We start from the raw sequence: 634 nt of genomic DNA on the forward strand, positions 1-634 counted from the left end.
GCGTGGTTGCTTAAACGGACTTGGCCCGACGTCACCACAACATCACCTGGTTTCACGCCTTCCAAGATGTGTGCGATGTCTTTAGTACGTTCGCCCACTTTAACTACGTGTTGTTTCACGCGCTTTTCACCATCTTCTTCTGTCACGATGTAGACGTTATCGCCGTACAAAGTGAAGGTGATTGCTGTTTGAGGTAGCGTCACTTGGTTTGCCAATTTCGGCATGATGATGTTTGCACGTGCGAACATACCGCTGCGAAGTTTGCCATCGCTGTTTGGAATGTCAGCTTGTACTTGGATCAGCCCACTTTGTACATTTACTGCAGGTTCAATGGCAGAAATTGAGCCTTTGAATGGCTGATCTGGGTAGGCATCTACAAAAATATCCACTTCTTGGTCAAGTTTGATACGCGAGATGTCTGTTTGAGGCACGGTAAAGCGCAGACGCATTACGCTGCTATCTTCTAGGCGAACAATATCGCTACCAGCTTGGATGTATTGACCAAGATAAACGTTACGGATACCAACTACACCTGCAAATGGCGCTTTGATTTCACGACGATCGATGGTTGCTTTTAAACTCTCGATATCTGCTTTAAGCGAGTAGTAGTTTGCTTCAGCTTCATCGTAAGCTT

General features: G+C 46.1%; 1 pseudogene. It reads right to left on the reverse strand.

From position 1 onward, the window contains the following. Window positions 1–634, reverse strand: a pseudogene (vmeC, locus tag R7Q11_RS27250) (multidrug efflux RND transporter periplasmic adaptor subunit VmeC); the annotation flags it as partial.

The sequence above is a fragment of the Vibrio sp. 970 genome (genome assembly GCF_033339075.1).